Source organism: Mycolicibacterium parafortuitum (assembly GCF_002086815.1).
GTDB lineage: Bacteria > Actinomycetota > Actinomycetes > Mycobacteriales > Mycobacteriaceae > Mycobacterium > Mycobacterium parafortuitum.
Genome location: NZ_MVID01000029.1, coordinates 33,554 through 57,205 on the forward strand (window position 1 = coordinate 33,554; position 23,652 = coordinate 57,205).

At 69.3% G+C, this 23,652-nt stretch carries 22 protein-coding genes and 1 pseudogene; 14 read left to right on the forward strand and 9 right to left on the reverse strand.

Features of this window, described 5'->3' with window-relative positions; genetic code table 11:
- Nucleotides 1-273: 273 nt before the first annotated feature.
- The 4 genes from qcrB to ctaE all read right to left on the reverse strand — a co-directional run bounded on the left by qcrB (nt 274) and on the right by ctaE (nt 4,611).
- Complete coding sequence (qcrB, locus tag BST38_RS24170) at nt 274-1,932, reverse strand: cytochrome bc1 complex cytochrome b subunit (RefSeq protein WP_083146027.1); 1,659 nt, start codon at nt 1,930-1,932, stop codon at nt 274-276.
- Nucleotides 1,929-3,134, reverse strand: a complete 1,206-nt coding sequence (gene qcrA, locus BST38_RS24175; protein ID WP_083146028.1) for a cytochrome bc1 complex Rieske iron-sulfur subunit — start codon at nt 3,132-3,134, stop codon at nt 1,929-1,931. Before qcrA ends, qcrB begins: the two co-directional genes overlap by 4 nt.
- A complete protein-coding gene (qcrC, locus tag BST38_RS24180; protein ID WP_110781914.1) occupies nt 3,131-3,937 on the reverse strand; it encodes a cytochrome bc1 complex diheme cytochrome c subunit in 807 nt (268 codons plus the stop codon). Before qcrC ends, qcrA begins: the two co-directional genes overlap by 4 nt.
- A 62-nt stretch (nt 3,938-3,999) precedes the next feature.
- Entirely contained in the window at nt 4,000-4,611 is a 612-nt protein-coding gene (ctaE, locus tag BST38_RS24185; protein WP_083146030.1) for an aa3-type cytochrome oxidase subunit III, read from the reverse strand.
- A gap of 68 nt (nt 4,612-4,679) precedes the next feature.
- On the opposite strand from ctaE, the gene trpD reads away from it, so the two are divergent.
- Nucleotides 4,680-5,774, forward strand: a complete 1,095-nt coding sequence (gene trpD / locus BST38_RS24190) for an anthranilate phosphoribosyltransferase (RefSeq protein WP_237160903.1) — start codon at nt 4,680-4,682, stop codon at nt 5,772-5,774.
- Here trpD and BST38_RS24195 read toward each other — a convergent pair.
- Nucleotides 5,712-7,490, reverse strand: a pseudogene (locus tag BST38_RS24195) (DEDD exonuclease domain-containing protein); the annotation flags it as partial. The gene trpD and the pseudogene BST38_RS24195 overlap by 63 nt on opposite strands.
- Before the next feature lie 120 nt (nt 7,491-7,610).
- Here BST38_RS24195 and BST38_RS24200 point away from each other — a divergent pair.
- The 4 genes from BST38_RS24200 (at nt 7,611) to BST38_RS24215 (ending at nt 11,128) form a co-directional block, all read left to right on the forward strand.
- Nucleotides 7,611-7,901 carry a hypothetical protein gene (locus tag BST38_RS24200; RefSeq protein WP_083146033.1) on the forward strand — a complete coding sequence of 97 codons (291 nt, stop codon included), beginning with the start codon at nt 7,611-7,613 and terminating at the stop codon, nt 7,899-7,901.
- A gap of 152 nt (nt 7,902-8,053) precedes the next feature.
- Nucleotides 8,054-9,214 carry a peptidoglycan hydrolase RipC gene (gene ripC / locus BST38_RS24205; RefSeq protein ID WP_083146034.1) on the forward strand — a complete coding sequence of 387 codons (1,161 nt, stop codon included), beginning with the start codon at nt 8,054-8,056 and terminating at the stop codon, nt 9,212-9,214.
- Complete coding sequence (locus BST38_RS24210; RefSeq protein ID WP_083146035.1) at nt 9,183-9,995, forward strand: peptidase; 813 nt, start codon at nt 9,183-9,185, stop codon at nt 9,993-9,995. The genes ripC and BST38_RS24210 overlap by 32 nt, the downstream gene beginning before the upstream one ends.
- Nucleotides 9,992-11,128 carry a glycosyltransferase family 4 protein gene (locus tag BST38_RS24215; RefSeq protein WP_083146036.1) on the forward strand — a complete coding sequence of 379 codons (1,137 nt, stop codon included), beginning with the start codon at nt 9,992-9,994 and terminating at the stop codon, nt 11,126-11,128. The genes BST38_RS24210 and BST38_RS24215 overlap by 4 nt, the downstream gene beginning before the upstream one ends.
- On the opposite strand, the gene BST38_RS24220 is transcribed toward BST38_RS24215, so the two are convergent.
- On the reverse strand, nt 11,125-12,933 hold the full coding sequence (locus tag BST38_RS24220; RefSeq protein WP_083146037.1) for an AMP-dependent synthetase/ligase: 1,809 nt from the start codon (nt 12,931-12,933) through the stop codon (nt 11,125-11,127). The two genes, BST38_RS24215 and BST38_RS24220, sit on opposite strands and share 4 nt — an antisense overlap.
- 62 nt (nt 12,934-12,995) lie before the next feature.
- Here BST38_RS24220 and BST38_RS24225 point away from each other — a divergent pair, with 62 nt between their 5' ends.
- The 5 genes from BST38_RS24225 (at nt 12,996) to BST38_RS24245 (ending at nt 16,335) form a co-directional block, all read left to right on the forward strand.
- Nucleotides 12,996-13,385: an SRPBCC family protein gene (locus BST38_RS24225; RefSeq protein WP_083146038.1), complete on the forward strand. Its 390-nt coding sequence runs from the start codon at nt 12,996-12,998 to the stop codon at nt 13,383-13,385.
- 74 nt (nt 13,386-13,459) lie between these two features.
- Nucleotides 13,460-13,897, forward strand: coding sequence for an SRPBCC family protein (locus BST38_RS24230; RefSeq protein ID WP_083146039.1), 438 nt, complete (start codon nt 13,460-13,462; stop codon nt 13,895-13,897).
- Entirely contained in the window at nt 13,890-15,146 is a 1,257-nt protein-coding gene (locus BST38_RS24235; RefSeq protein ID WP_083146040.1) for an ArsA family ATPase, read from the forward strand. The genes BST38_RS24230 and BST38_RS24235 overlap by 8 nt, the downstream gene beginning before the upstream one ends.
- Entirely contained in the window at nt 15,143-15,535 is a 393-nt protein-coding gene (locus BST38_RS24240) for a hypothetical protein (RefSeq protein ID WP_083146077.1), read from the forward strand. Before BST38_RS24235 ends, BST38_RS24240 begins: the two co-directional genes overlap by 4 nt.
- A 77-nt stretch (nt 15,536-15,612) precedes the next feature.
- Complete coding sequence (locus tag BST38_RS24245; protein WP_083146041.1) at nt 15,613-16,335, forward strand: lysophospholipid acyltransferase family protein; 723 nt, start codon at nt 15,613-15,615, stop codon at nt 16,333-16,335.
- On the opposite strand, the gene BST38_RS24250 is transcribed toward BST38_RS24245, so the two are convergent.
- Complete coding sequence (locus BST38_RS24250) at nt 16,332-17,615, reverse strand: glycosyltransferase family 87 protein (RefSeq protein ID WP_083146042.1); 1,284 nt, start codon at nt 17,613-17,615, stop codon at nt 16,332-16,334. The genes BST38_RS24245 and BST38_RS24250 overlap by 4 nt on opposite strands.
- An 84-nt stretch (nt 17,616-17,699) precedes the next feature.
- Between BST38_RS24250 and BST38_RS24255 the strand changes: the two genes are divergently transcribed.
- From BST38_RS24255 to BST38_RS24265, 3 genes are read left to right on the forward strand one after another with little or no spacing between them, the layout of a single operon-like run.
- Nucleotides 17,700-18,590, forward strand: coding sequence for a hypothetical protein (locus tag BST38_RS24255; protein ID WP_083146043.1), 891 nt, complete (start codon nt 17,700-17,702; stop codon nt 18,588-18,590).
- 3 nt (nt 18,591-18,593) lie between these two features.
- A complete protein-coding gene (locus tag BST38_RS24260) occupies nt 18,594-19,073 on the forward strand; it encodes a polyadenylate-specific 3'-exoribonuclease AS (protein ID WP_083146044.1) in 480 nt (159 codons plus the stop codon).
- 12 nt (nt 19,074-19,085) lie between these two features.
- Nucleotides 19,086-20,498: a class II 3-deoxy-7-phosphoheptulonate synthase gene (locus tag BST38_RS24265; protein ID WP_083146045.1), complete on the forward strand. Its 1,413-nt coding sequence runs from the start codon at nt 19,086-19,088 to the stop codon at nt 20,496-20,498.
- A 23-nt stretch (nt 20,499-20,521) separates the two neighbouring features.
- On the opposite strand, the gene BST38_RS24270 is transcribed toward BST38_RS24265, so the two are convergent.
- Nucleotides 20,522-21,721, reverse strand: coding sequence for a protein kinase domain-containing protein (locus BST38_RS24270; protein ID WP_083146046.1), 1,200 nt, complete (start codon nt 21,719-21,721; stop codon nt 20,522-20,524).
- A gap of 60 nt (nt 21,722-21,781) precedes the next feature.
- Here BST38_RS24270 and BST38_RS24275 point away from each other — a divergent pair, with 60 nt between their 5' ends.
- A complete protein-coding gene (locus BST38_RS24275) occupies nt 21,782-22,186 on the forward strand; it encodes an Rv2175c family DNA-binding protein (RefSeq protein WP_083146047.1) in 405 nt (134 codons plus the stop codon).
- Here the strand turns inward: BST38_RS24275 and BST38_RS24280 are convergent.
- A complete protein-coding gene (locus tag BST38_RS24280) occupies nt 22,107-23,648 on the reverse strand; it encodes an alpha-(1->6)-mannopyranosyltransferase A (protein WP_083146048.1) in 1,542 nt (513 codons plus the stop codon). The two genes, BST38_RS24275 and BST38_RS24280, sit on opposite strands and share 80 nt — an antisense overlap.
- Nucleotides 23,649-23,652 lie beyond the last annotated feature (4 nt).

The following is a 23,652-nucleotide window of genomic DNA, read 5'->3' on the forward strand; positions in this document are numbered from 1 at the left end:
TGGGCATCGGTAAGCAACTGAAACCGCGACTTCACTCAAAGCCTCGGGCGCAACACCCGAAATCTTTGTCAGACAAGCCCCCGTCGCGGCGAGTCTCGACTGGCCCGTCGATTCGCTTCTGGCGGTGTGCTTCTCGCGGTTTCGCTGCCGCATGTCGACCGGTGTTGCGGTGCTGTGTCTGTGTCCTGCTGACCGGCGGGGTAGGGGAGTGGGTACACAAAAAGATCCGCCCCAGCCGGTGGCTGGGGCGGATCTTTCGCGTTCGTGCTCGGGTCAGTGGTGACCGTTGGTCGAGCCGTTGGACCCGTTGCCGGCATGCGTGCGCTCCTGGTGCTCGCGCAGCGCGGTGAGCGCCCGGCGCTCGGCCGCGTGAGCGGCCTCGGTGAGCGCTTCGTGCTCCGAGATCGGATCCGCCGACAGGAACCCACCGGTACCCGGCGCACCCGCCGAGCCCAGCTTGTTCATTCGCTTGGGCAGGGCAGCACCCTGGTACTCCAGCGGAATCGGGTGACCGTGCTCGTCGACCGGGCCGAGCGGCTGGTGCAGCTCGACGTAGGCGCCGTGCGGCAGACGCTTGATGATGCCCGTCTCGATGCCGTGCTCCAGCACCGCGCGGTCGCTGCGCTGCAGCGCCACCGCCCAGCGGTAGGCGACGAAGTACACGATCGCGGGAAGCACCACCATCGCGATGCGGCCGATCCACGTCGTCGCGTTCAGCGAGATGTGGAACTTCAGCGCGATGATGTCGTTCATGCAGGCGAACGTCAGCAGGATGTAGAACGAGATCGCCGCCGCACCGACCGCGGTACGCGTCGGCACGTCACGAGGACGCTGCAACAGGTTGTGGTGTGCATCGTCGCCGCTGAGCTTCTTCTCGATGAACGGGTAGGCGATCAGCAGCGTGAAGACCAGACCCATCGCCAGCGCGACCCAGACACCCTGCGGGATGGTGTGGCCGAACGGGTAGAACTCCCATGCCGGCCACAGTCGGATCAGGCCGTCCGTCCACATCATGTAGAAGTCGGGCTGGCTACCGGCCGAGACTTGAGATGGGTTGTAAGGACCGATCGTCCACACCGGGTTGATCTGCAACAGACCGCCCATCAGACCCAGGATGCCGACCGTCACGGCGAAGAACGCGCCGGACTTGACCGCGAACACCGGCATGACGCGCACGCCGACGACGTTCGTCTCGGTGCGGCCCGGGCCGGGGAACTGGGTGTGCTTCTGGAACCACACCAGCGCGAGGTGAACACCGATGAGCGCCAGGATGATTCCGGGGATCAGCAGGATGTGCAGCGCGTACAGGCGGGGGATCAGGATCTCGCCGGGGAAGTCGCCGCCGAACAACGCCCAGTGCATCCAGGTGCCGACCACCGGGATACCGATCGTGATGCCCGACAGCGCGGCGCGGATACCGGTACCCGACAGCAGGTCGTCCGGCAGCGAGTAGCCGAAGAAGCCCTCGAACATCGCCAGGATCAGCAGCAGCGAGCCGATCACCCAGTTCGCCTCACGCGGGCGGCGGAACGCGCCGGTGAAGAAGATACGGGCGAGGTGGACCATGATCGACGCCGCGAACAGCAGCGCCGCCCAGTGGTGCACCTGGCGGACGAACAGGCCGCCGCGCACCTCGAAGCTGATGTCCAGCGTCGTCTCGTACGCACGCGACATGCCCACGCCGCGCAGCGGCTGGTACACGCCGTCGTAGGTGACGTGCGCCATCGACGGGTCGAAGAACAGCGTCAGGTACACGCCCGTGATGAGCAGCACCAGGAAGCTGTACATCGCGATCTCGCCGAGCAGGAACGACCAGTGCGTCGGGAAGACCTTGTTGAGCTGCCGGCGCACCGCGGCCGACGGGTGATACCGCGAGTCGATCGCCTCACCCTGCTTGGCGGCGATCGTGGCGGCGTCTAGACGTGGGCTCATGACTTGCGCTCCCAGAATGCCGGTCCGACGGGTTCGATGAAGTCGCCGTTGGCGACCAAGTAGCCATCCTGGTCGATCGTGATCGGCAGCTGTGCGAGCGCACGAGCGGCAGGACCGAAGATCGGCTTGGCGAAGTGCAGCGCGTCGAACTGCGACTGGTGGCACGGGCACAGGATGCGGTAGGTCTGCTGCTCGTACAGTGACGACGGGCAGCCCAGGTGCGAGCACACCTTGGTGTAGGCGAACAGCTCGCCGAAGTTGAAGCTCTCCTGGCCGCGACGCTTGACCACGCGGGACATGTCGCCGGGCTTGATGCGGATCAGCATCACAGGGTTCCGCACACCCATCACGATGTCGTAGATGTGGTGCTGGGATTCGACAGTCGTTCCGTCACCGTCGGATTCACGCCACGGGTACACGGTCTCCATGCCGCCGGCGTCGAGGTCCTCCGGACGCATCTTGACGAACGGGGAGTCGCCGGGCTTGCCGGTCGCGCGGGCCAGGTAGATGGTCTCGCCCTCGAAGCGCGGGGTCCATCCCGAGGTCCACAGCACGGCCTTCATGCCTTCGGCGGTCGGCACGACGGGCTTCCACGGGTTCTTGATCAGACCGCCGATGAACGCGACCGCGGTGCCGAGCCCGAACGCGCCGAACCCGATACCCAGCGAGATGCCGATCATCTTGCGGCGCTTGATGGTCGAGCCGTCCAGCGCGTCGCCGAGGTTCGCGGCGATCGTCTTGCGGTGCAGCTCGGGGGAGCGCCCGTCATGGCGATCCTGGATCGAGATCTCTTCGGGGATGAACTTCTTCTGGTACATCACCGCGCCGATACCGATGGCCAGCACCGACAGCCCGAAGGTCAGGCCGTACAGCGGCGTGGTCAGCGAGTACATGAACTCGCCGCCGGACCCGTAGGGCTTGTACTCCCAGGGCCAGAACAAGAAGATCAGCAGCAGTGCCAGGCCCGAGAAGCCGGCCAGCAGGAACCAGTACGCGACCGTGCGCTCGGCGCGCTTCTCGGCCTTGGTGCCGGGGATCGGCCAGCGCGGCTCCTTGTAGACGATCTCGACACCGTCGAGCTTGCCGCCGAGTTCGAGGAGCTCTTCCTGCGTCATCTTAGCGAGTTCGGCGTCCGTGGGCTGTCCCGGCTCACCCTTGTGTCCGGGGACGTCCGTGCCCTTCTCGTCAGGCTTGTCGCTCATGCCCGTGCTCCGATCCACAGTGCGGCGGCGATGATGGCCACCATTCCGACGATCCACGCGACCATGCCTTCGGAGGTCGGCCCGAAGCCGCCCAGTCCGAGTCCGCCCGGGGTGGGCGTTTCCGCGGCTTCGCGCACGTAGGCGACGATGTCGCGCTTCTCCTCGGGGGAGAGCTGGCGGTCGGAGAACTTGGGCATGTTCTGCGGACCCGTCAGCATGGCGGTGTAGATCTGCGCTTCGTTGGCGCTACCGAGGTCCGGGGCGTACTTGCCCGACGACAGTGCGCCACCCTTGCCGGTGAAGTTGTGGCAGGACGCGCAGTTCAGCCGGAACAGGTCGCCGCCGCGGGCGACGTCGTTGCCGATCAGCGACTGCGAGGCGATGTGACCGTTCTCGTCGCGGGGCACGACGGGGCCGCCGCCGTTGGCCTGGATGTAGGCACCCAGCGCGTCGGTCTGTGCCTCGTCGAACTGACGGGGCTTCTGCGGCGCCTGCGCCTCGCCGCGCATCGCGGGCATACGGCCGGTGGACACCTGGAAGTACACGGCGGCTTCGCCGACACCGATCAGGCTCGGGCCGCGGTCGGCGACACCCTGCAGGTTGACGCCGTGGCAGGACACGCAGGACGTGTCATAGAGCTGCTGACCGGTACGCAACATCGCCGACGCCGACTCATCGGCGACAGCGACCTGCGGCTGCGGCGTAAGCGTGGCCGCCAGGCCACCGGCCATCACCAAACCGCTCAGCAGCAGCAGTGCTGCGGTGACACGGCGGCGTAGCCGTCGGCGCGACTTGCTGGTCATCGAACCCCTTCTCATCAGGCGAGGCATTCGCGAGCCGATTCTCGGACGCATCGGTGAGCCGATCATCGGACGAAGTAGATGACGGCGAACAGGGCGATCCACACGATGTCGACGAAGTGCCAGTAATAAGACACGACGATCGCGGCGGTCGCCTGGGCTGGTGTGAACTTGCTCATCCGGGTGCGCAGCAGCAGCAGCACGAAGGCGATGAGACCGCCGATGACGTGCAGGCCGTGGAAGCCGGTGGCCAGGTAGAAGACCGTGCCGTAGGCACTGCCGGCGATGGTGGTGCCGTGCTGGACCAGGTGCAGGTACTCGTACGCCTGGCCGAGCACGAAGAACGTGCCCATCGCGAGGGTGATCGTGTACCACCGGCGCAGCCCGAACACGTCGCCGCGCTCGGCGGCGAACACGCCCATCTGGCAGGTGAACGACGAGGCGATCAGCACCAGGGTCACCGGCACGGCCAGGGCCAGGTTCAGCTCGGTGGGCTCCGGCGGCCAGTCCCCGTGCGCTTGCGCGCGCGCGGTGAAATACATCGCGAACAGTCCAGCAAAGAACATCAGTTCACTGGAAAGCCAGACGATGGTGCCAACACTGACCATATTTGGCCGGTTCAGCGAATGCACACGCGATGTGATTGCGGATCCCGACGTCCCTACAGCGCTCGTCACAGGAGCAAGTATGACGCTTTGTAGTTGTTGAACTCCACCCGGGGTTGGCAATTCGTCATAATCACCGGGTGATATCTCCTTCTCCCACGTCCGGCACCGGTTCCTCCTTACGCGGGGGCGAGCCGACGTGGCCGGTGGTGCTGGGCCGGCTGACGACATCTCAGAGCCTGCTGCCGGGGCAGACGGCGTGGGCGATGGACCAGATCATGAGCGGCACCGCCACGCCGGCCCAGATCTCGGCGTTCGCGGTCGCGATGAAGATGAAGCGCCCCACCTCGGCGGAGGTCACCGAGATGGCCGACATCATGCTCAAGCACGCCCGCCGGGTGCCGACGGACAGGATCGGGACGTCGACGGTCGACATCGTCGGCACCGGTGGTGACGGCGCGAACACCGTGAACCTGTCGACGATGGCCTCGATCGTGGTGGCCGCCGCGGGCGTGCCCGTCGTCAAGCACGGAAACCGGGCGGCGTCGTCGCTGTCGGGCGGTGCGGACACCCTCGAGGCGCTCGGGGTGCGCATCGACCTGGGACCCGACGAGGTGGCGCGCAGCGTCGCCGAGGTCGGCATCGGCTTCGCGTTCGCTCCGCAATTCCATCCGTCGTACCGGCACGCCGGCGCGGTGCGCCGCGAGATCGGGGTGCCGACGGTGTTCAACCTGCTCGGGCCGTTGACCAACCCGGGTGGCCCGCGTGCCGGGCTGATCGGTTGCGCGTGGGGCGATCTCGCCGAGGTGATGGCCGGTGTCTTCGCCGCCCGCGGCGCCAGCGTGCTGGTGGTGCACGGTGACGACGGACTCGACGAGCTGACCACGACCACGACCAGCACGATCTGGCGCGTGCAGGCCGGCACCGTGGAGCGGTTGACGTTCGACCCGGCCGCGTTCGGTTTCGCCCGTGCCGAGATCTCCGAACTGGTCGGCGGGGACGCGGCCGCGAACGCCGCGTCGGCGCGCGCGGTGCTCGGCGGCGAGAAGGGGCCGGTGCGCGACGCGGTGCTGCTCAACGCCGCGGGCGCGATGGTCGCCCACGCCGGGCTATCCAGCGACGCTCAATGGGTTCCGGCCTGGGAGTCCGGTCTCGCGCGGGCCAAGGACGCGATCGACTCCGGAGCGGCCGAACAGCTGCTCGCGCGTTGGGTGCGGTTCACTCAGGGACTCTGAGCCGCGCAGCTGCTCGGCGGCCAGCCGCGCCGAGCGGGCGGCCGCGGCCCACGCCGCCCACCGGCCCGCCGCGCCGATCGGCGAGCAGTAGCCGGTGTCGGTGCGCACGATCCGGACCCCCGGTTGGCCCAGCCAGCGGGCGATCAGTGCGGTCTCCTCGACCAGCGCGCCCCCGAGGGGCCCGTCGGTGGGCAGCACGGACTGCGCGGCCGCGGTGATCGCGTCGACCACCGGCATCGGCGGAACTCCTCGCGGCGCGACACCCGCCGCGGCGAGCTGGCCGTGCCGGATCACCGCGAGATGCCATCCACGGCTGCCGTCCGGGCGGGCGGCGACCAGTTCGGGGATCGCCGACAACGCCCGCAGCCGCTGGCCGCGCCACAGCACGTCGATCGTCGCGGCGGTGTGATCGCGCAGCCGGGCGGCCGTCTCGTAGCGGTGACGCTCGGCCAGATCGGCGATCTGCGCCAGCGCGGCGGTCAGCGGCTTGTCGCAATGCCCGTCGATGAGCGCCCGCGCCGCGGCGGTGGCGGCGGCGTACCCGGCGGCGTCGGCCCCCCGCGCGGCGGGACACGGCGACACCTCGCGCTCCGGGCACGCCGGCCCGTGCACGGCGGTGCGGCCCAGCCGGTTGGTGCACGTGCGCACCCCGGTGAAGCGGGCCATCAGCGCCGCGGCGTCATACGCGTCGGCACGCGCACGGAACGGCCCCACCGCGCCGGCGGTACGCGGCGAGCGCACCGCCGAGAAGCGCGGGAACGGCTCGTCGGTCAGGGTGACCCACCACCACTTGTGCGGGAACTTGGACCGCCGGTTGTACGGCGGCGCGTGGGCGGCCAGCAGCCGCAGCTCGCGCACCCCGGCTTCCAGGTCGTGCGCGCACTCGACGTGGTCGACGGCGACGGCCAGTGAGGCCATCTCCTTCATCCGGGTGCGCGGGTCGGCGCCGTTGTAGTACTGCGAGACCCGGCGCCGCAGATCCACCGCGGTGCCGACGTAGAGCACCTCCTTCGACGGCCCGCGGAACAGGTAGACGCCCGGGGTGCGCGGCAGGGCGCGCGCGAGGTGTTTCTTGCTGCGCTGCGCCGGAGTGACGTCGGGAAGATAGGAGCGCAGCTCGGAGTAGGTGTGCACGCCCTGGTTGCCGACGCGTTCGATCAGCCCGTGCAGCACGTCGACGGTGGCGCGGGCGTCGTCGAGCGCGCGGTGCGTCGGGGTGGTCGACGCACCGAACAGCCGCGCCAGCGCCGACAACTTGACGCTCGGCGCCTCGTCACGGGTGAGCACGCGGCGCGCCAGCGTGACGGTGCACAGCACCGGGGGCTTGGGCCAGGGCAGGTGATGGCGTTCGGCGGCGGCGCGCAGGAAGCCGACGTCGAACCGGGCGTTGTGCGCGACGAGCACTGCGCCGCGGGCGAATTCGAGGAAAGCCGGCAGGACGCTGTCGATTCTCGGTGCGTCGTAGACCATCGCCGACGTGATCCCGGTCAGCGCGACGATCTGGGGCGGGATCGCGCGCCCGGGGTCGACGAGGGTGGCGAACTCGCCGAGCACCTCGCCCCCGCGGACCTTCACCGCGCCGATCTCGGTGATCGCGTCGTGGCGCTCCCCGGAGGGCCGGCCCCCGGTGGTCTCCAAATCGACTACCACGAACGTGGTTTCGCGCAGAGTCGGGTCGGCCAGCGGATCGACATCCGCGAACGTGAGCTGACCCATGTGCTGAACGTAGGCCGCCGCGGTGACAACTGCGGGGAGCAGCGCCGTGACGCACGCAGGCGGAGTTGTCGGTGGCCGTCGTTAGCGTGCGGCAAGACTGCGAACGAGAGGACGAATGCGATGACGCACGAGTGGTGGCGGCCCGGTGAGGGAGCCAGTTACGGAGCCAGTGACGGAACGGTGACGATCGACTGCGACGACTGCGCGGTGCGGGGCCCGGGCTGCCAGGACTGCGTCGTCAGCGTGCTGCTGGGGGTGCCCGAGACATTGCAACTCGACGAGCAGCGCGCGCTGGAGGTACTCGCCGAGGTGGGATTGGCGCCGCGGCTGCGGCTGGTGCCGATCCACCGCCGCGGCGACACCGGCCAGGACTCCGGCCCCAACACCGGCCACAACACCGGGGTAGCCTGACGACACGCGTTCTGCGCGCGGCGCTGCGTTCTCAGGAACGGCTGTTAAATTTGCGTCTTCCGTTGGACAAGGCCGTTGCCGTTTCGTAACCTATCCGAGACCAAACTGAGTTCGAGGCGGCTCGTCACGGCAGTTGAAGGACGCAATAGATCTTGAGGCTCGACCGCGTGTATCGGAGCATTCGCCGGATTCGGCAACCCCTCGTCAGCGTAATGACCGGGCTGGCCCTCTTCGGGGCGGTGCTGACCGGACAGGCGCTGGCCGACCCCGCCGAAGACGCACTCGCGAAGCTGAACCAGTTGTCTCGCCAGGCCGAGCAGACCACCGAGGCGATGCACTCCGCCCAGCTCGATCTCGACAGCAAGCTGGCTGTGCAGCAGGCCGCGGAGGCCAAGCACGCCAGCGACGTCGCGGCGACTGAGGCGGCCAGGGACCAGCTCGTCGACTACCAGGGCAAGGTCGACAAGCTCGCGGCGGCCCAGTACATGGGTGGCCGTCCGTCCGGTTTCGACGCGATGCTGACCGCCTCCTCGCCGCAGGGCCTGATCGATCGGCTCTCAATCCAGCGGGTGATGGCCACCGAGGTACAGGCCCAGATGAAGGGGTTCCGCGACGCGGGGCAGCAGGCCGAGGTCGCCGAACGCGCGTCCGCCGCATCCGCCGCCGAAGCCAAGACCGCCGCCGAGCAGGCTGCCGCCGTGCGCGCCGACCTGCAGTCCAAGCAGAGCCAGCTGCAGACCCAGATCGCGATCGTCAAGGCGCAGTACGAGGCGCTGACACCGCACCAGCGCGAAGCGCTCGCCGCCGCGCCGCCCCCGCCGCCGCTTCCCGCCGCGGCCCCCGTCCCGCCGCCGCCCGGCCAGGATCCGGCGATCATCGCCGCACCCGCGGCGCCGCCCGTCCCGGATGCTCCCGCGCCGGGCCTGCCCGGGGCGATCCCGCCCGGTGACGTGGCCCCGCCCGGATCCCCGGTCGCGACCACCGTCATCCAGGCCGCGCTGAGCCGCATCGGATCGCCGTACTCGTGGGGCGGTTCGGGCCCGGGCGCTTTCGACTGCTCCGGCCTGGTGATGTGGTCGTTCCAGCAGGCCGGGATCGCGCTGCCGCACTCCAGCCAGGCGCTGGCCCGCGGCGGCCAGCCGGTCTCGGCCGATCAGATGCAGCCCGGTGACCTGGTCACCTATTACTCCGACGCGTCGCATGTCGGCATCTACATCGGCGACGGAATGATGGTGCACGCCTCCACCTACGGCACACCGGTGCGCGTTGCCCCGGTGAACAATGCGCCGATCTACAACGTCCGTCGTTACTAGACCGGCGCTCGGCGCGGTGCTCGGCGCCGAGTTGATCTGCGCGGTGCTGTTGGTGGCAGGTCCCTCGGTGTCGTCGCCGGGTCCCGCCGTGGCCGCGCCGACCCCGCTCACCCAGACCGTCGCCGCAGCGCCCATGTCCCGCGGCGTGCCGCTGCCCGATGGCCGTACCGCCGTACTGGCCGATCTCGGCGCCCGTGACGGCGCCGCACTGCTCGACCGTATCGCCGCCGAACTGCCCGGCGCCGTCGCCGCGGTCACCGGTTTCTGGGGCGACCGGTGGCCCCGCGAGATCCCGATCGTCGTGGCCGCCACGGCCGGCCAGTTCGCGACGCTGGCGGGCGGGGGAGCCGACATCGCCGCGACCACCACCACCGAACGCATCACGTTCTCGCCCGCGGCGGCCGCGATGAACGACGCCGACCTGCGAACGGTGCTGCGGCACGAGCTGTTCCACTTCGCCGCCAGGGCCGACACGGCCGCCGACGCGCCGGTGTGGCTGACCGAGGGAGTCGCCGACTACGTCGGACGGCCACCGGCGCCCGTGCCGCCGGGTGCGCCCACCGCACTGCCGACGGACGCCGAGCTGGCCACGCCGGGGCCGGGGCGCTCAGCGGCCTACGACCGGGCCTGGGAGTTCGCCTCCTACATCGCGCATACCTACGGACCGGACAAGCTGCGTGCGCTCTACGTCGCGGCCTGCGGGCCCGGCCATCGCGACGTCGCGACCGCCGTGCGGACCGCACTCGGGGTGGACCCGTCGACCCTGACGGCGGCACCGTGAAACGACTCCTGCTCGTCACCAACGACTTCCCGCCGCGTCGCGGCGGCATCCAGTCCTATCTGGAAGCGCTGGTCGGTCACCTGGTCGCATCGCAGCAGTGCGAGCTGACCGTGTACGCACCGAAGTGGAAGGGCTCCGAGGACTACGACTCGGTCGCGGCCGCCACCGGCTATCACGTCGTGCGGCATCCCGGCACGCTGATGCTGCCCGAGCCGACGGTGGCGTTGCGGATGCGCAAGCTGATCGCCGAACGCGGTATCGAGACCGTGTGGTTCGGCGCGGCCGCACCGCTGGCGCTGATGGCGCCGCTGGCGCGCGCGGCCGGCGCGCAGCGGGTGATCGCCAGCACGCACGGCCACGAGGTCGGCTGGTCGATGCTGCCGCTGGCCCGAACGGCGTTGCGCCGCATCGGCGACGAGACCGACGTCGTCACTTACATCAGCGCCTACACCCGGCGCCGGTTCTCGTCGGCGTTCGGTCCCGACGCCGCGCTCGAGTACGTGCCGCCGGGTGTGGACACCGAACGGTTCGTGCCCGACGAGGTCGCCCGCGCGGAGATGCGGGCCCGCTACCGGCTCGGGCAGCGGCCGGTCGTCGTCTGCGTATCCCGGCTGGTGCCGCGCAAGGGGCAGGACATGCTGATCCGGGCGCTGCCGGCGATCCGGCAGCGGGTTCCCGGGGCGGCGCTGGTCATCGTCGGTGGCGGTCCGTACCGCAACTCGCTGCACCGGCTGGCCCACGACTTCGGTGTCGCCGAGGACGTGCTGTTCACCGACGGGGTGCCCGGCGACGAGCTGCCCGCCCACCACGCGATGGCCGATGTCTTCGCGATGCCTTGCCGCACAAGGGGATACGGTCTCGACGTGGAAGGCCTCGGCATCGTCTACCTGGAGGCGTCCTCCACCGGCGTGCCGGTGGTCGCCGGCCGCTCGGGCGGCGCACCCGAGACCGTGGTCGACGGAGAGACGGGGCTGGTCGTCGACGGCTGGGACGTCGGGGAGATCGCCGCGTCGGTCGCCGACCTGCTGTCGGACCCGGGCCGGGCCGCGGCGATGGGCGCCGCGGGCAGGCAGTGGGTGGTCGACAACTGGCGCTGGAGCCGACAGGCCGAGCGCCTCGCGGCGCTTCTCTAGTCCTTGCTGTAGAGCGCCTCGATGTCGGCGGCGAACTTCTCCGCCACGACCTTGCGCTTGACCTTCAGCGTCGGGGTGAGCTCGCCGGTGTCCTCGGTGAAGTCCACCGGCAGGATCCGGAACTTGCGGATCTGTTCGGCCTTCGACACCGCCGAGTTGGCCTCCTTGACCGCCAGCTCGATCTCGTTGCGCAGATCGGGGTCCTCGGCCAGCTCGGCGACCGATACTCCGGAACCCTTGCCGTTGCGGTCTTTCCAGACCGGGAACGCCTCGAGGTCGATGGTGATCAGCGCCGCGATGAACGGCTGCTGGTCGCCGACGGCCATCGCCTGGCTGATCAGCGGATGGGCGCGCAGCCGGTCCTCCAGCAGTGCGGGGGCGACGTTCTTGCCGCCCGCGGTCACGATGATCTCCTTCTTGCGGCCGACGATCGTCAGGAAGCCGTCGTCGTCGATCGCGCCGAGGTCACCGGTGTGGAACCAGCCGTCGGTGAACACGGCCCGGGTCTCCTCCTCGTTGCCCCAGTAGCCGTTGAACACCACGCCGCCCTTGACCAGCAGCTCACCGTCCTCGCCGAGCTTCATGCTGTTGCCCGGCACCAGCTTGCCGACCGAACCGACCTTCAGGCCGCCGATCCGGTTCACGGTGATCGCGGCGCTGGTCTCGGTCAGGCCGTAGCCCTCGTAGATGGACAGGCCGACGCCCCGGTAGAAGTGCCCGAGCCGCGCACCCAGCGGCGCGCCGCCGGAGATCGCGGCGTGGCAGTTCCCGCCGAGCGCCGCGCGCAGCTTGCCGTAGACCAGCTTGTCGAACAGCGCGTGCTTGAGGCGCAGCACCAGCCCGGGCCCGCCCTCGTCCTGGGACTTGCTCCACTCGATCGCGGTCTGGGCCGCCGCGGCGAAGATCTTGCCCTTGCCGCCGTTCTCGGCGTTCAGCTCGGCGGTGTTGTACACCTTCTCGAACACCCGGGGCACCGAGACCACCAGCGTCGGCTTGAACACCGAGAACATCGGCACCAGGTTCTTGATGTCGCTGGTGAAGCCCAGCGTGACGCCGTTGGTGAACGCGCCGATGGTCAGCGCGCGGGCCAGCACGTGCGCCAGCGGCAGGAACACCAGCAGCTTCTCGCCCTCGGCGAGGTGGTCCGGGAAGCACTCCTTCGCGCCGCGGATCTCGTAGAGCAGGTTGGAGTGGGTCAGCTGGCAGCCCTTCGGCCGGCCCGTGGTGCCCGAGGTGTAGATCAGCGTCGCGGCGTCCGAGGACGTGATCGCGGCGACCCGCTCGTCGACGGCGGCCGGGTCGACTCCGGCGCCCGCCTCGGCGAGTTCGTCGATCGCCGGCGTGCCCGAGCCCTCGATGACGTACACCTTGCGCAGGTTCGGCAGGCTGTCGCGCTGCTGCTCGATCCGGGCGGCGTGCGCGTCGGTCTCGGCGATCGCCGCGACGGCGCCGGAGTCCTGCAGCACGAACTGAACCTGCTCGGCGGAGCTGGTCTCGTAGATCGGCACCGTCACCGCGCCGACCGACAGGATCGCGAAATCCAGAACCGGCCACTCGTAGCGGGTCGCCGACAGCAGCGCCACGCGGTCACCGGGGGCGACACCCTGGGCGATCAGCCCGCGCGCGGCCGACCGGATCTGCTCGGCGGCCTGCCTGCTCGTCACGTCCACCCAGTTGCCGTCGACGAGCCGCTGGAAGATCACGAGATCGGGGTTGTCGCGCTCATGCGCGTACACGGCTGCGACGATATTGTCGCGCTCGCCGACGGTGAACGAGGCCGGGACGGTGAACTCACGCGAGGTCATGAACCGAAATCCTAGTCGTCCCGCGTTCGGCGCAGCCTGGGCGTGTGTGAAGCTTGTCTGCCATGAACAGCATCCAGATCGCTGACGAGACTTTCATCGCCGCCGATCCGGTCGAGGTGGGCGCCGTGGTAGCCGACCGCTCGCGCTGGTCACGGTGGTGGCCCGACCTGCGCCTGGAAGTGGTCGAGGACCGGGGCGAGGCCGGTCAGCGCTGGAAGGTGACCGGCGCACTGACCGGGACCATGGAGGTCTGGCTGGAGAAGGTTCTCGACGGCGTCGTACTGCACTACTTCCTGCACGCCGAGCCGTCCGGCGCCTCGGCCGCGGAGCTCGCGAAGATGAATCTGCCGAAGATGAACCATCGCAGGCGGGTGGCGGGCAAGGACATGGCCTTCGAGATCAAACAGGCTCTTGAGGCGGGCCGACCGGTCGGGGTGTCGCGGCTGGCCTGAAGTATCGCGGCCACACCGGCGACGGAAGAGTAGATTTCTGGCCAGCGACCAGACCACAGCGGGGGAAGGTTCCATTGGCAGACAAGACGGCGCAGACCATCTATATCGATGCCGAACCGGCGACGGTGATGGACGTCATCGCCGACATCGGTTCCTACCCGGATTGGGTCGCCGAATACAAAGAGACCGAGGTCCTCGAAACCGACGACGAGGGCTATCCGAAGAAGGCGCGGCTGGTGCTGGATGCCGCCGTGCTCAGGGACACCATGGTGCTGGTCTACCAGTGGCCCGCCGACCACGCCTCGGTGACGTGGTCGTTGGAATCGAGCACGCTGCTCAAGGCACTCGACGGCGCATATCGGTTGGTGCCGAAAGGATCTGGCACCGAGGTCACCTATGAGTTGTCCGTCGACCTGATGATCCCGATGATCGGGCTGCTCAAGCGCAAAGCCGAGCGCCGGTTGACCGACACCGCGCTGAAGGACCTCAAGAAACGAGTGGAGGCTGACTGAGGGCAGCCCCGCGGCCCGGATCAGTTTGTTCGTCGGCAAGGGCGGCGTAGGGAAGTCGACGTTGGCGACCGCGACCGCGGTGCGTGCCGCGCGCGCCGGGATGCGGGTGCTCATCGTGTCCACCGACCAGGCGCACTCCACCGGCGACGTGCTGGGTGTCGACCTCGTCCCGACCGGGCTGCGCGAACCCACCCGGGTACTGGCCGAACTCGACACCGACGCCGGCGGCGGATCCCTCGACGCGCTGGCGCTGGACACGCTCGCCCTGCTGGCCGCGCGCTGGCGTGAGATCGCCCGGCCTCTGGCGGCGCAGTTCCCCGAATCCGAGATCGGAGACATTGCGCCCGAAGAACTTTCGGCGCTGCCCGGGGTGCAGGAGGTGCTCGGTCTGCACGAGGTCGGCGAGCTCGCGGACTCCGGCGCGTGGGATCTCGTGGTGGTCGACTGCGCGTCCACCGCCGATGCGATGCGGATGCTGACGCTGCCCGCGACGTTCGCGCTGTACCTGGAAAAGGCCTGGCCCCGGCACCGCAGGCTCTCCAGCGGCGACGACGCGCGCACCGTGGTGCTGGTGGAGCTGATGGAACGCCTCGGCGCGGGCACCGAGGCGCTGAGCGCCATGCTCACCGACGGTTCACGGGTCAGCGCCCACCTGGTCATGACGCCGGAACGGGTGGTCGCGGCCGAGGCGGTGCGCACGCTGGGCACGCTGTCGTTGATGGGTGTGCAGGTCGAAGAATTGATCGTGAATCAGATTCTGGTCCAGGATGATTCGTTCGAATACCAGAACCTGCCCGCACATCCGGCGTTCGACTGGTACTCCGCCCGGATCTCCGAGCAGCAGGCCGTGCTCGACGATCTCGACCGGCAGATCGGCGACGTGCAGTTGGTTCTGGTGCCGCATCTGTCCGGCGAACCGATCGGGCCCAAGGCCCTCGGGGAGCTGCTCGACGCCGCGCGCAGGCGCGACGGGTCGCCACCGCCGGGCCCGCTGCGGCCGGTCGTCGACCGCGAATCCGGCACCGGCCTGGACGCGGTGTACCGGCTGCGCCTCGAGCTGCCTCAGGTGGACGCCGCCGCGCTGTCGTTGGGTAGGGTCGACGATGACTTGATCATCGGCGTCGGCGCGATGCGACGCCGGGTTCGCCTGGCGTCGGTGCTGCGGCGGTGCATCGTCATCGGTGCGCAGCTGCGCGGTAGCGAGTTGACGGTGCGATTTCGACCGAATCCGGAGGTGTGGCCGCGGTGAGTGGTTCGCACGCCGAGCTGGGACCGGAACTGCGGGCGCTCGCCCAGTCCATCCTGGACAAACTCGACCCCGCCATCAGGCTGGCCGCCGCGCGCGCCCAGGCCACCGGCGGCGGCCCCGGACCGTGCCAGCAGGTGTGGTGCCCGGTGTGCGCGCTGGCGGCGCTGATCTCGGGGGAGCAGCATCCGTTGCTCACCGTCGTCGCCGAACACAGCGTGGCGCTGCTGACCCTGCTCAAGGCGATGGTCGAGGACATGGAGGCCGCGCCGGCGGCCCCTGAACCGCCGCACCCGCCGGACCCGTCTCCGGACGATCCCGGGCCGCCCGATCCGGCGCCGCCGGATCCGCCCGGCCGCTATCAGCACATCCCTGTCAGCATCGACGAGTGACCCTCGCGGGTACATCTGTGGTCGCACGCACAGGCCGTGGGTAAAGTTGTCGCAGAGCATATTCTTTCGGAGGGTCCATGTGGTACTGGCTGTTCAAGTACGTCCTGCTGGGCCCTCTGCTGGCTCTCATCGCCAGGCCGAAAATCGAAGGGCTGGAACATATCCCGGCTGACGGTTCGGCCATCCTGGCCAGCAACCACCTCGCGGTGATGGACAGCTTCTACCTGCCGCTGATGGTGCGCAGGCGCATCACGTTCCTGGCCAAGGCCGAGTACTTCACCGGAACCGGCGTCAAGGGGCGTTTCCTGGCGTGGTTCTACACCGCGGTCGGGCAGGTGCCGATCGACCGCACCGATGCCGACAGCGCCCAGGCGGCGCTGACCACCGCCGAGCGCATCCTCGGCCAGGGCAACTTGCTGGGGATGTACCCCGAGGGCACCCGCTCACCCGACGGCAGGCTCTACAAGGGCAAGACCGGGCTGGCCCGGCTCGCGCTGCAGACCCAGGTCCCGGTGATCCCGGTCGCGATGATCGGAACCGACGACGTCAACCCGCCCGGCAAGGGGCTGCGCTTCGGCCGGGTGGTGATCCGCATCGGCCCGCCGATGGACTTCAGCCGGTTCGACGGACTGGCGGGCAACCGGTTCATCGAGCGGGCCGTGGTCGACGAAGTGATGTACGAGCTGATGCGGTTGTCCGGGCAGGAATACGTCGACTTGTACGCAGCTGATGTGAAGCTGGGAAAAGCTGATGCGGCGCCGAAGCCGCCCACCCGCCTGCCGGAGTCGGCTGCCGGTTAGGCCTTGACCGCGTCGTCGCTGGGTTCGGCCGACCCGATCTCGGAGGCGTCATCGCGGGGGCGCAGCGCGACCGTGCCGACCACGGCGATCACCGCCAGCGCCCACCACAGGTAGGACCCGCCGACCAGTTGACGCCACAACGCCGCGGTGGTCTCGCGGTGTTCGGGCAGCAGCTTGATCGGTGTCCACACCATCAGCGCCAGCCCGATGACCGACACCGCCCCGAGCCCGACGTGGCGTAACCGCACCCCGAGCACCGCGGTGGCGACCACCGTCGGCAGCATCCAGACCCAGTGGTGCGACCACGACACCGGTGAGACGACCAGCCCGAACATCGCGACGCTGATCAGTGCGAGCACCGGCTGCTCGGCGCGCAACGCGCGCCTGGCCGCCCACACCGTCAGCGCGAGCACCGCGAAGCACAGGCCGACCCACAGCAGGAACCGCTCGCTCTCGCCCAGACCGAGCCGGGCCAGCGCGCCGGCGATGTTCTGGTTGGTGTTCAGCGTCGCGGTGCCGATGCGGTCGGTGTTGCGGACCGTCTCGGTCCAGTACTCCCAGGAATCGCGCCAGCTGAACGCGAACCCGGCCAGGGTCGCGACGATCGCCGACGCCGCGGTCACCAGCAGCGCGCGGGTGTCGCGGCGAAGCAGGAAGTACAGCAAGAACACCGCGGGGGTGAGCTTCACCGCGATCGCCAGACCGAGCAGGATCCCGCGCGGCCACGGGGTGCGGCGCGGCACGCAGTCGGCGATCACCAGCGTCATCAGCACCACGTTGATCTGGCCGAAGTCGAAGTTCGCCCGGATCGGCTCCAGGTAGATCACCGCCGGCGCGACGATCGCGGCGGCCAGCCACAACCGGCGCGCCCACGCCGGCTCGCCGGTGACCTGCGTGTGCGGCCACACGTCGAGCCGGGTCAGCACGATCGCCGTCGAGACCAGCAGCAACACCAGCGTCGTCGCGGTGATCGCGGCGCTGGCGGCTTCCAGCGACAGCATCGCGAACGGGCTGAACGCGACCGCGGCCAGCGGGGGATAGGTGAACGGCAGTTCCAGGCCTCCCCGCGTCATGAACATCGCGCCGTCGGCGTAAAGCGCCTGGCCGTCCAGCCAGGCCCGACCGCCCATCCGGTAGACGTCGATGTCGATGCGGTACGGCACGTGGCCGAGCAGGCGCCAACCGGCCACGGCCAGCGCCGCGAGCGTCAGCAGCTGGAACAGCCGCCACCCGAGCTTCGGAACCCAACCAGCCCCGTCGGGCGACCGCCGATTATTCATGTCGGGGTCCAGACTATCGGGGCGGATCGGCGCGTCGGCGGGTATCCCGGGCTCGACACCCGCAGGTCGGCGTAAGTTTTCTGCGTGCGCACGGACCCCGGACCCCACCTGGCCTTCTTGGCGTCCATCCCGGAGTCGCGACTGCCGCTGGTGTGCTGCCTCGTCGCGTTCATCCTGACGTTCTTCATCACCCGCACGATCGTGCGGTACATCCGCAGCCATGCCGACAGCGATGCGCCGCGCAAGTGGTGGCAGCCGCGCAACATCTCGGCGGGCGGCGGGCTGCACATCCACCACGTGGTGATCGGTGTGGTGCTGGTCATGGTCTCCGGGATCACGATGGTCACGATCGCTGTCGACGGCGGAGTACCCGAGTTCACGGCGGCGTCAATCCTGTTCGGGATCGGTGCGGCGCTGGTGCTCGACGAGTTCGCGCTGATCCTGCACCTGCAGGACGTGTACTGGGCCGAGGACGGCCGCACCTCGGTCGACGCGGTGTTCGTCGCCGTCGCGGTGGCGGGTCTGCTCGTGCTCGGCTTCAACCCGCTGTCGTTCTTCGACGTCGCGGACTGGCAGGAGGATCCGTCCTGGGTCACCCGCACCATCGTGGTCGTCGCGGCGGTCGCGACGCTGGCGCTGGCGGTGATCGTGCTCCTCAAGGGCAAGGTGTGGACCGGCCTGATCGGCATGTTCATCACCCCGCTGCTGATCATCGGCGCGATCCGGCTGTCGCGCCCGCACGCGCCGTGGGCGCGTTGGCGCTACACCAAGCGACCGCGCAGAATGCACCGTGCCCTGGAACGGGAACGCTGGCTGCGGCGGCCGGTGATCCAGGCCAAACTGTGGCTGCAGGACGCCATCGCCGGCATGCCGAAGTTCCCCGACGACGCGCTGGTCGACCAGCAACTCGACCGCGAGATCCACGCCGCGCCCGCCCCGGGCGAACCCGAGCCCGCCCGACAGAAAGCCTCCTAGAGATTGCGGTACTTCTACGACACGGAATTCATCGACAACGGCCGCACCATCGAGCTGATCTCGATCGGGGTGGCCGCCGAGGACGGCCGCGAGTACTACGCGATCTCCACGGAGTTCGACCCGCAGCGGGCCGGCAGCTGGGTGCGCAAGCACGTGCTGCCGAAGCTTCCGTCGCCGGCGTCGCCGCTGTGGCGTTCGCGCCGGACGATCCGCACCGAGTTGGAGGACTTCTTCGGCATCGACGGTGACGAGCCGATCGAGCTGTGGGCCTGGGTGGGTGCCTACGACCACGTGGTGCTGTGCCAGCTGTGGGGCCCGATGACGGATCTGCCGCCCGCCATCCCGCGGTTCACCCGGGAACTGCGCCAGTTTTGGGAGGACCGCGGGTGCCCGCGGATGCCGCCCCGCCCCCGCGACGCGCACGACGCACTGGTCGACGCCAAGCACAACCTGGTGCGTTATCGCCTGATGACCGGCCAGTAATACCATCGACGGGTGAACTGGACCGTCGACGTACCCATCGACCAGCTGCCTGCGCTCCCGCCGCTGCCCGAGGACCTGCGGCGTCGCCTCGACGCGGCGCTGGCCAAGCCGGCGTTGCAGCAGCCGTCCTGGGACGCAGGCCAGGCCGCCGCGATGCGCAAGGTGCTCGAGAGCGTTCCGCCGGTGACGGTTCCGTCGGAGATCGAGCGGCTCAAGACGCAGCTGGCCGACGTCGCGCTGGGCAGGGCGTTCCTGCTGCAGGGCGGCGACTGCGCGGAGACGTTCGCCGACAACACCGAGCCGCACATCCGGGCCAACATCCGCACGCTGCTGCAGATGGCCGTGGTGCTGACCTACGGCGCGAGCATGCCGGTGGTCAAGGTCGCGCGCATCGCCGGCCAGTACGCGAAGCCGCGGTCGTCGGACGTCGACGCGCTCGGGCTCAAGTCCTACCGCGGCGACATGGTCAACGGGTTCGCCCCGGATGCCGCGGTGCGCGACCACGATCCGTCACGGCTGGTACGCGCCTACGCCAACGCGAGCGCGGCGATGAACCTGGTGCGCGCGCTGACGTCGTCGGGGATGGCGTCGCTGCACCAGGTGCACGACTGGAACCGCGAGTTCGTGCGCACCTCGCCCGCGGGTGCCCGTTATGAGGCGCTGGCCGGCGAGATCGACCGCGGACTGCGATTCATGAGCGCGTGCCGCGTCGACGACCGCAACCTCGACACCGCCGAGATCTACGCCAGCCATGAGGCGCTGGTGCTCGATTACGAGCGGGCCATGCTGCGGATGGATGCCGGGGATTCCGTCGACCCGTCCGAATCCTCCGGGTACGCGCCCCGTCTGTACGACCTCTCGGCGCACTACGTGTGGATCGGTGAGCGCACCCGCCAACTCGACGGCGCGCATGTCGCGTTCGCCGAGGTGATCTCGAATCCGATCGGCATCAAGATCGGGCCGACGACGTCGCCGGAACTGGCGGTCGAATACGTCGAGCGGCTGGACCCGAACAACGAACCGGGCCGGCTCACGCTCGTCAGCCGGATGGGCAACCACAAGGTGCGCGATGTGCTGCCGCCGATCATCGAGAAGGTCCAGGCGTCGGGTCACCGGGTGATCTGGCAGTGCGACCCGATGCACGGCAACACCCACGAGTCCTCGACCGGCTACAAGACCCGGCACTTCGACCGCATCGTCGACGAGGTGCAGGGCTTCTTCGAGGTGCACCGGGCGCTGGGCACCCATCCCGGCGGCATCCACGTCGAGATCACCGGTGAGAACGTCACCGAGTGTCTCGGTGGCGCACAGGACATCTCGGACACCGACCTGTCCGGTCGCTACGAGACGGCGTGCGACCCGCGACTGAATACGCAGCAGTCGCTCGAGCTGGCGTTTTTGGTTGCGGAGATGCTCCGCGATTAGGCCGGAGCGGAGATGCTCCGCGATTAGAGCAGGTTCGGCAGGTTGGCGCCCAGGGTCCATGCGCCCGCGGCGGCCAGCCCGGCCAGCGTGATCACCAGGATCACCCAGAACAGCAGCACCCGGCGGGCACGCTGGCGCGCCCAGTAGAAGTGCTCCAGCTCGATCCCGGCGAAGTGGCCTGTCTCCGAAGGGTATTCGTCCTCATCGTGATAGTCGTGGCCGCCGTCGTGCTCGTCGTCGAGCACGGGTAGCTCGTCGCGGCCGAACACCTTGGTGTGGTCGTGCACGACCGTCGTCGCCGCGCTGGACGTCCCTGTGGTCGCCGACGTGTGCGCCGCCGAGTTCTTCGGTGCGGGCACCCGGAAGTGGGGCAGGTCGAGCTCGCGCACGACGGTTTCGAGCTGGTCGGCCATCTCGGCCGCGTCGGCGAACCGCTGTTCGGGGTCGCGCGCGGTGGCGCACTGCACGAGATCGTCGAACTGCCTCGGCACGCCGCGGATCGCGGTGCTGGGCGGCGGCACATCGCGGTCCATCCGCTGATAGGCCACCGCCAGCGAGCTGTCCCCGGTGAACGGGGTACGCCCGGTGAGCAGCTCGTAGACCAGGATCCCGACCGAGTAGACGTCGCCGCGCGAATCGGTCTCGCCGGTGGCGACCTGCTCGGGCGACAGGTACGCGGCGGTTCCGAGGATCACGCTGGTCGAGGTGATCTTGGCTTCGGCCACGGCCCGCACGAGGCCGAAGTCGGCGATCTTCACCTCGCCGTCGTCGCTGATCAGGATGTTCTCCGGCTTGATGTCGCGGTGCACCAGGCCCGCGGCGTGGGCGGCGGCGAGCCCGCCCAGCACCGGGCGCAGCACCGCGGCCACGGCGTGTGGCGGCATCGGCCCTCGTTCGGCCAGCAGCTCACGCAGCGTGCCACCCTCGACGAGCTCCATCACGAGGAACGGATGGCGGCCGTCGAGTCCCTGGTCGTACATCGCGACGAGGCCGGGGTCCTTCAGCCGGGCCACCGCCCGGGCCTCCCGCTGGAAGCGGGTCATGAAATGTTCGTCGCCCGCGTAGCGGGAATCCATGATCTTCAGCGCGACCGGACGGTCGAGCCGCAGGTCCAGGCCCCGGTACACCGCGGACATGCCGCCCGTGGCGATCAGCGTGTCCACCCGGTAGCGACCGTCCAGCACGGCCCCGGTCAACGGGCTTTGCTGCTGGTAGGTCTCCACCGGCCCATGGTACGAGCCAGGATCGCGACAGTGTCGGCGCGGAGCCCTAGACTCTGTGCGATGAGCAGCATCCCGACTGCCGATGACGTCCTTGATCCCGACGAAGCCGTGTACGAACTGTCCGAGGTGGCCAAGCTGTTGGGCATCCCGGTGTCCAAGGTGCAACAGCAGTTACGCGAAGGCCATCTGGCGGCGGTGCGCCGCAACCGGACCGTGGTCGTGCCGAAGGCGTTCTTCGACTCGTCCGGCCACGTGGTGAAGAGCCTGGCCGGCCTGCTGGTCGTCTTGCATGACGGGGGATACACCGAGACCGAGATCATGCGGTGGCTCTTCACCCCTGATCCGTCGCTGTCGATCCGCCGCGACGGCGACCCCGAGCCGAAGGCTAGTGCGCGTCCGGTTGACGCGTTGCACTCGCATCAGGCTCGTGAGGTGGTCCGCCGCGCTCAGGCGATGGCGTACTGACCTCGGCTGCCTCCGGCTGCTTGGAGAGCCAGTACCAGGCCGCCGCGGCGCAGGCGCAGGCCAGCAGCACGTGCGTCCACGAGTACATGCCGTGGGCGCCGTCGGGCCGCCAGATCACGGTGATCCACGTGGAGAAGCCCGCGATGAGCGCGATCGCGCGGCGGGACTGGGCCAGCGCCGCGATCACCGCCAGCGGCCAGGTGTAGTACCAGGGCAGCGCGGCCGGAACGAACAGCACCACCACCACCATCACCCACGCGATGCCCATCAGCGCGTCGCGGTCGGTGCGGCGGTAGCGCCACCACAGCAGCGGTGCCGCGATCGCGATCGCGGCGATGCCGAGGATGCGGGTCGCCTCCAGCACGGCGTAGAAGTTCACCGGGATGACGAGGCCGACGACGGCGTTGGTGACGTTGGCGATCGCGGTCGGGATGGTCAGCCAGTTGATGATCTTCACCGAGCCCGCCAGTGCGGTCAGCCAGCCCAGCCCGACGCCGGCGGCCAGCGACAGCACCGCGAACACCGCGACGAACACGACCAGTGATGCCGCGGTCGCGGCGGCGAACGCCTTGGCCGGGCGCAACCCGCGATGGTCACGCAGTCGGCGCGCCCACACCCACACCATGAACGGAAGCGCGAGTCCCGCCGTCGCTTTGACCGCGACCGCGACGGCGATCAGGGTGACGCCTGCGACGTTGCGGCCGCCGAAGCACAGCGCGATGCCGGCCATCATCAGCCCGACCATCAGCATCTCGTTGTGCACGCCGCCCATCAGATGGATGATCACGAGCGGGTTGAGCACCGCGATCCACAGCGCGGCCGCGCCGCTGGCGCCGACATGGCGGGCCACTCGGGGCGCCGCCCAGATCAGCAGCGCCAGCCCGGGCAGCATGCACAGTCGCAGCAGCATGGTGCCGGCGACGACGTCGTTGCCGACGAGCATCGTGACGAACTTCGCGACGAGGATGAACGCGGGACCGTACGGCGCGGTCGTGGTGGTCCAGATCGGGCTGACGTCGTCGAGCAGTGAGTTCGGGTTCTCGATCGGGCCGACGACATAGGGGTCGAACCCGTCGCGCAGCAGCGCGCCCTGCGCCAGGTACGAATACGTGTCGCGGCTGAACAGCGGCACACTGAGCAGCAGTGGGGTCAACCAGAACGCCGTGGTCGCCAGCATCGTGTATTCGGTTGCGGTGCGGTCGATCACGCGCCTGCCCAGCCACACCCATGCGCTGAGCATCAACGCGACGCCGGCCCACAGCAGCACCGAGGACACGACCAGGCCGTGGCCGAATCGCAGCCAGGACAGGTGCAGCGACTCCAGCAGCGGATCGTGCAACCGGGTGCTGCCCGCGCCGAGGCCGCCGGCGGTCAGCAGTACCGCGCCGAGCGCGCCGACGAGCGCGGGGCGTCCCTGCGGGGACAGCGTGAATTCTTTGAGACGTGTGATGCTCGCGGTCATGCGT

Excerpts from the sequence above, each read along its gene's own strand:
- qcrB (WP_083146027.1), bottom strand. The coding sequence starts at position 1,932 with ATGAGCCCACGTCTAGACGCCGCCACGATCGCCGCCAAGCAGGGTGAG.
- qcrA (WP_083146028.1), bottom strand. The coding sequence starts at position 3,134 with ATGAGCGACAAGCCTGACGAGAAGGGCACGGACGTCCCCGGACACAAG.
- qcrC (WP_110781914.1), bottom strand. The coding sequence starts at position 3,937 with ATGACCAGCAAGTCGCGCCGACGGCTACGCCGCCGTGTCACCGCAGCA.
- BST38_RS24200 (WP_083146033.1), top strand. The coding sequence starts at position 7,611 with ATGACGCACGAGTGGTGGCGGCCCGGTGAGGGAGCCAGTTACGGAGCC.
- BST38_RS24210 (WP_083146035.1), top strand. The coding sequence starts at position 9,183 with ATGCGCCGATCTACAACGTCCGTCGTTACTAGACCGGCGCTCGGCGCG.
- BST38_RS24220 (WP_083146037.1), bottom strand. The coding sequence starts at position 12,933 with ATGACCTCGCGTGAGTTCACCGTCCCGGCCTCGTTCACCGTCGGCGAG.
- BST38_RS24225 (WP_083146038.1), top strand. The coding sequence starts at position 12,996 with ATGAACAGCATCCAGATCGCTGACGAGACTTTCATCGCCGCCGATCCG.
- BST38_RS24245 (WP_083146041.1), top strand. The coding sequence starts at position 15,613 with ATGTGGTACTGGCTGTTCAAGTACGTCCTGCTGGGCCCTCTGCTGGCT.
- BST38_RS24250 (WP_083146042.1), bottom strand. The coding sequence starts at position 17,615 with ATGAATAATCGGCGGTCGCCCGACGGGGCTGGTTGGGTTCCGAAGCTC.
- BST38_RS24275 (WP_083146047.1), top strand. The coding sequence starts at position 21,782 with ATGAGCAGCATCCCGACTGCCGATGACGTCCTTGATCCCGACGAAGCC.
- BST38_RS24280 (WP_083146048.1), bottom strand. The coding sequence starts at position 23,648 with ATGACCGCGAGCATCACACGTCTCAAAGAATTCACGCTGTCCCCGCAG.